4 protein-coding genes and 2 pseudogenes are annotated in these 6,357 nt (G+C 52.1%); 5 read left to right on the top strand and 1 reads right to left on the bottom strand.

The annotated features are described in order from the left end of the window. Positions 1–656: 656 nt before the first annotated feature. The 5 genes and pseudogenes from Xets_RS13170 to Xets_RS13190 form a co-directional block, all read left to right on the top strand. A pseudogene (locus Xets_RS13170) lies at positions 657–929 on the top strand (TIGR03757 family integrating conjugative element protein); the annotation flags it as partial. Then, complete coding sequence (locus Xets_RS13175; protein WP_187651844.1) at positions 926–1,894, top strand: TIGR03756 family integrating conjugative element protein; 969 nt, start codon at positions 926–928, stop codon at positions 1,892–1,894. The pseudogene Xets_RS13170 and the gene Xets_RS13175, both read left to right, overlap by 4 nt. An 11-nt stretch (positions 1,895–1,905) precedes the next feature. Next, on the top strand, positions 1,906–3,345 hold the full coding sequence (locus Xets_RS13180; protein WP_187651845.1) for an integrating conjugative element protein: 1,440 nt from the start codon (positions 1,906–1,908) through the stop codon (positions 3,343–3,345). A 5-nt stretch (positions 3,346–3,350) separates the two neighbouring features. Continuing rightward, positions 3,351–3,689 carry a hypothetical protein gene (locus Xets_RS13185; protein ID WP_255430636.1) on the top strand — a complete coding sequence of 113 codons (339 nt, stop codon included), beginning with the start codon at positions 3,351–3,353 and terminating at the stop codon, positions 3,687–3,689. Beyond that, a complete protein-coding gene (locus Xets_RS13190; RefSeq protein WP_187651846.1) occupies positions 3,686–5,200 on the top strand; it encodes a conjugal transfer protein TraG N-terminal domain-containing protein in 1,515 nt (504 codons plus the stop codon). Before Xets_RS13185 ends, Xets_RS13190 begins: the two co-directional genes overlap by 4 nt. 765 nt (positions 5,201–5,965) lie before the next feature. On the opposite strand, the pseudogene Xets_RS13195 reads toward Xets_RS13190, so the two are convergent. Then, positions 5,966–6,261 (bottom strand): annotated as a pseudogene (locus Xets_RS13195) (IS1 family transposase); the annotation flags it as partial. Positions 6,262–6,357 lie beyond the last annotated feature (96 nt).

The following is a 6,357-nucleotide window of genomic DNA, read 5'->3' on the forward strand; positions in this document are numbered from 1 at the left end:
TCGAACAGATTTTACATTGGTCAGACTGGCGGCGGCGACACCAATACTATGCACAACAATGTCATTACCGTCGTCGGAATAACCCTATGGTGACAGAGCAATTACGGCTGTAGTATTAGACCACACGGCTTGAACGGGTCACGGCGTATTGACAGTTTCTCCCTGACGCCCCAAAAATTCCGTCGCACTCCTGACATTATTTTTTGTCCCGGAAAATGAATTACCCATTGACCTGATGATTTCTGTTTATTAGCGTAGTCAGACTTATCCATGATCCGGTCGCTTGTGAGGATCACCTTTGGGCAGCGACAGCAACACTCCTGTAGCCTGCAAGGGAGTACACTACGGTGTGGTACATCTGCGCCCCTTTGGAAGCAGATATCGTCAGTCTGATGACGATGAAGGTCGCTTAATCTTATCCATGATGGCCAACCGGCCAGTCACCCAACGGGGAACACATTTCCCATTGGGTCAGGTGTTCTCCGTTGTTTTTATCAGGAGAATACCATGCAACAACATACCCCCCCGGCCACGGTGCACACTGTGTCTCCGGCTGAACGCTCCCCTTTTGCTGAAATTTTTCCGCACACCGGTTCACTGGAACTGATGTTGTTGGAGCACACGTTCATTAAAGCTGCTGCCGGGCTGTGTGACGATGGCTGGATGTGGCTGAACAACAGCGGCAGAAAATCTTCGCTCACCTTTCTGCTGAGCCGCAACAAGCGGCTATTCAGGCACAGACTGTGCTGCAATCACCCCAATGGCATCAGCAGGAACAACAACTTATCAAGGCTTACCGTGCCGTGGTACAGGCATGGCAATCAGGCGTGCAAAAGTATCCGGCAGTGGTATTTGATGATAGGGATGTGGTGTATGGCACGGCAGATGTGGCAAAAGCCCGCGCACTCAGGGAGCCGGCTCAGCCATGAGTATTCAACGTGTGACTTTTCCTGCGATTATCTCCCTGATAGCGGCATTTTCCCCGGTTACGCCGGCCTCAGTCAATACCGCCCAGATTGTGGCCGGCAGCTTTTCGCCCGCCTGTATTCAGTGGCGGGTCAGCGGTATTTGTTACTGGCTGTTTTGTTCCTGGCATGGCTGCACGGTGAAAACCTCGGTCAAAGTCACCCATTACCTGCCCGAAACGGTGGTGTCCACCTATCACGCCCCCGGCGGCAATCCGTGGTCAGAAATGGCACCGGTCAGTCAACTCGCCGGCGGGCTGGAAAATACGGTAACCGGGGCGTTATCCCACCTGACTGCCGGCGGCGGTAACCACAATAATCAGATTTCAGGTCAGCGCCGTACCAGCCTGCGTTTCAAATACGCTGATGCCATTGGCCATCCTGCCACCCGTCTGATAGGCGGGCAAATCCCCGGTTATTCCTGCCGAAGTGCGGCCACCCCGTTGATGCCTTATTTTCTCAGCACGCTGGATACGATGGCATGGCGCACCGGTTTGCCGGAATCGTTCTACCCGGAAGCCCTCATTCCCGGTCAGCGGGAGCTGGGTCACCAGATGGCCGCCAATCTATGGGGCACTCTTTACCCGCGCTCAGGTTTCGTCAATCAGACCGATGATGACAAAGCGTCTGCTGTGGTGGCGCAGCGGGTCGCAGATATCATTACCCGTGCCGGACAGCCCCATGTTTATCAGGTCTTGAAGGGACAGCGTACGGATGGCTATTGGCCGCCAGAGCCGGTGACAGAAAATACCGGCACCCAAAACCATCAATGGCAGCGGTTATCACCGACGTTAAGTCAGTCCTGCGCGGTGTTTCCTGATGGTGAACACCCGGCGGCAATCAATGGCAATCAGGCGTATGCCCTGTGGCAGCCTTACAGTTGCTGCCAGCGCCGGGGACAGCGTTTTCTCAGTAGTACGGATATCTGAATAAGGGATGAATGATGATGAAAAGAAACACGTTATGGCTGATAGTCGGTGGGCTGACCATCGCTTCCGCACAGGCCAAGGCAGCCGGGCTGTCCCTGACATTGCCGCAGGTGAACCGCAGCGCACTGGGCTATGGGGCAGAAGCCAGCGGTGCGGTGTCCGATACGCTGTTCTATACCCTGGGGGGCGGTTCGGTAATTTCTGAACCCGCCAGTCGCAGTGGTTCAGCCACCCTTGGCGGATTGGAGCTGGGCTGGCGCTCGGATTTAATGTGCGGCAATTTTGACCTGAAAGCCACTGTCAGCAATCAGTTGAACGGTATCACGGCCGGGTTCAAGAACCTGATGAGTGAGGTGATTCAGGGCGCAACCGGCGCTGTCGCCAGCTTACCGGCCATGGTCATCCAACGGGCCAATCCGGGGCTGTATGACATGCTGACCAACGGCGTTTTGCAGGCCAATGTGGCGTTCGACAAAGCCCAGTTCAACTGCCGGGCGATGGCCAATAAAATGATGGATTTTGCGCAGAACACCAAATGGACTCAGTCGGCCGCTTTGCAGGAATATAAAAATCTGGTTAATGGCGGGGATGGCGATGCCGTGCGCGTCAATAACGCCGGCAGCAAAATGACCGGTACCGGCGGGCATCCGTGGATTGGGGGGCTGCGCCAGGGGGGCAAGGGGCAAAATGCTATCCGTCCGACCCGCGATTTAGCCAGCGCCGGGTTTAATATGATGAATCAGCTGCCGGTACTGAGCCAGTCGTCTGTCAACACCCAAAATTGTGAGGGCAGTGCCTGCCGTAAATTCAGCAATGCCCGTGAAGCGGCCGAAGCAGTGGTCAGCGTGCTGGGCGACCGGGCAATCCGTACCTGTGTCTACGCAGCAGAATGCGTCAGTGGTGGTGAAAAACACCAGCCGGGCACAACAGTCGCAGGTACGGGGTTTGCACCGATGCTGGAAGCGCATACCAGAACCAATACGGAACAGCTGGTGAAACTGGTCAGCGGCACGGAAAAACTGACCACCACGAATCTGGCGAAACTCAAAACCGGCAGCCTGACGGTCACCCCGGGCGTCATTCAGGCGTTGCAGCGAGACCCGGACCGTGCTGCGTTGACCGCACGTCTGGCGGGCGAACTGGCGATGGCCGAAACCACTGAAACAGCGTTGCTGATGCGGCGGATGCTTATCACTGGGATGTCCGAACCCAATGCGGCGGCACAATCAGAAGCGCTGGCAGAAGGGGAACGGCGGATTGAGGCGCTGGACCGGGAAATCAATGCGTTAAAAAATGAGATGCAGCTGAAACGCGAACTGGCTCACAATGCCATCCTGACTATTATCGAGCGGGACACCCGGCGCATCAACATGCATCCGCAAAAACAGATCCCGGACAGCACCGATGCACGCTTTTATCAGCTGGAAGCCCCAAACCGTGAGCGCAGGTAAGGCGTATGATGGCAGAGAAACGTTCAATAGTCAGAAAAGGTGTCGGGTTATTACTGGTTATCGCTCTGGTGATGACGGTGACGTTAGCAACAAGCTGGGCGGGGATGCGCTATCCCGAAAACCTTTCTGCCTTCAATCGCTGGATGGAAAGTTATCAATCACTTTGGCTGTTATGGCGATTAAGCCTTTACGGATGGCTGCTTTGGGGCAGCCGGAAAATCTGGCAAAGGGTAAAACATCAGGCGGAACATCGCATAATGCTGATACGGATGAGGGTGACCAGCCTGCTGTTTATTTTGCTGGGAGAATGTGCCCTGTCAGGCGCGATTGAGGTAATACAATGACCACCAACAGCTATCTGGAATACTTTCTGACCCTGCTTGGCTGGGTGGTCAATAACGGGTTATGGCAAATTTTGATTGCGACGGGATTGTTTACTACGCCTTTAGTGATCAAGGTGATCGCCATCTGGCTGCAAGCCAGGGAAAACGGTGAAGAGGACGGCCATGGCGGCCTGCAATCACTGGCTCGGATTGAAAACACCCTGTACGGTGCTTTTTTCGTGATGGTGGTCTGTTGTGTGCCACTGGTCAATGTCAGCCTCACGACTCTCCAATACGATCAGTCCCGGGCCAAAAGCTGTGGCACCTGGACACCGACCGCCCCGGATAACAGTGGCTATGCGCCGGTGATGTCCAGCCTGAACAACCAGACGGCAGCCGTACCGCTCTGGTGGGCGGTGGTGCACCGGCTGTCAAAGGGGCTGACACAGGCCGCGGTGGCTTCCATCCCCTGCCGGCCGGATCTGCGGCAGGTGCGTTTTGAGGTGCAGCATACCCGCATCAGCAACCCGGCACTGGCGGCGGAATTGCAGGATTTTACCCACGATTGTTATGCGCTGGCACTTTATCAGTGGAAACAACGGGATCAGGGAAAAACCCCCGATCCGGCTACCCTGAGTGATATCGACTGGCTGGGCAGCCGCACGTTTTTAGCCGGGGATTACCGGACACTGCAATCCCGCACACCCAGAGCCGGCTTTCCGTGGCAGGCGAGCCGGGATGATGGGCGGCCTGATACCGGACAGGGCGGATATCCCTACTGCAAAGCCTGGTGGTCAGCCCCCCAAACCGGCCTGAAAGACCGGGTACTGGCACAAGCCGATCCGGGCTTGTGGCTGCGCCTGTCTGCAACCCTGAAAATGTCGGGCAAAAATACGCAGGAATATCAGGCCGCGGTGATCCGCCGTCTGGTCAGTCCGGTGAACCTGGCGGTTTCTCAGGAAGGGTATGTCTATGCCGGCTATGGCGGCAATGCTGATCCCACCCTGTTGGATGGATCTAACCGAATCGGGGCTTCCGCAGGGACACTATTGGGCGGATTACTCGGCATGCCGGTGTTTGATGCGGTACGTCAGGCACTGCCGATGATGCAGGCGGTGATCCTGATGGCCTTGTATATCTTAATCCCGCTGATATTGTTGTTTGCGGCCTATGAATTTAAGACCATCTTCACGCTGACGTTTGTGATTTTCGCACTGAATTTCCTGACCTTCTGGTGGGAACTGGCGCGCTGGCTGGACAGCCATTTACTGGAAGCCCTGTACGGCTCGGACACCCACAGCCTGTTCAATCTGGCCGGCATTCAGAATACCTCGGATGATTTGATTATGGGGCTGGTAATGGGCACGCTGTTTATTGTGCTACCGATGGTCTGGCTGGGGGCACTGGCCTGGGCCGGGGTGCGGATGGGCGATATGGCCGGCATGATGAGCCAGGGCGTCGGGCAGGTGAAACAGTCGGCCGGCCTGCTCGGGCAGATGGTGATGCAGAAGGTGTTGTCCAGAGGAAAGTAGTTAATTTAGGTGCTTAAAATTTAAGAGATAGAACGTTATCCCCTAGGCTTAGTTTGAATTTGATATGAGTATAGTGATAGTTGTTTCGATAATTTAAATAAGTAACATTGATGCGTTAATATTTTAATTCACGATCTTCTAAGGTTAAGTCTTATATTGGCATAACGAACACAAGACTTGTGATATATATCAAAAAAAGCAAATCATTGAATGCCATTTCAGCCAATTTGGCTTATATTCGAATTGCTATACTTTCATGTCGAATACCGATACCTTTTTTGGGGTAATAGACGGTATAATCATTATAGAAGCCTCAAGGGTTGCAACCCTTGAGGCTTCGCTACTTATGGTAATGGAAACAAAGTGTTCGTAAAAACAGTTGGTCAAATTGTTCATTTGATTAGATGTCTTATTTAAATAATCCTATAAAATTGCGGTTCATGTATACACCCTGTGTATTTCGTGGAATATGAACTTTTATGATTTTTAATTTTTCGCAATGAGGAAAATCGATTTGGCTGACTTAACTTAAATGTTAAGGTTAGTTTTTTCGTTATTGAATTAATATGAATTAATAATGAACAGAGCTAAATTAGAACGCATTGAATGTGCTACAAAATGGATGAAAAGAAGTGATGAACGATACCAATGAAAAGGGTAAGAACAGGAAGAATAAAAAAACCCGCTGACTATTTTATTCCTTATAAAACGACATATGATTTACGCTTAAGTAAAAAGGGGTCATGCTCCCAATAGTTAGATCTGTTATGAAATATAGTATTCACGCTCAATGAACGTACCTACCACTTTGTCATGCATATCTTCGGATTTGGAATAACCTACTGTGTTTTTCTATTCAACCTTTTGATTCGAATACGCTGCGTTAAATTCGTTCTCTCTATACGCTGAGTCAACGTCTTTCCAGTCAGGCGCTCTTTCTCGGGAAGGCTGTCATAAACAACATAATCATCCGTGCAATAAAACCGAATATCAAAGGGCGATAAGAGGGCAAGGAGCTTGTCTAACGTTTTTCTACTGCGATCGCCAAAAACAGGGGCTAGGCTGTGTCCCTTAATGTAAATTGATAGTATTCTCATCTAAACTGTTTTCAATATGGGAAAAAGATGATGGCACGCTACGACATTCCTGATGACGCA

The sequence above is a fragment of the Xenorhabdus sp. TS4 genome (assembly GCF_014467265.1).
Lineage (GTDB): Bacteria > Pseudomonadota > Gammaproteobacteria > Enterobacterales > Enterobacteriaceae > Xenorhabdus > Xenorhabdus ehlersii.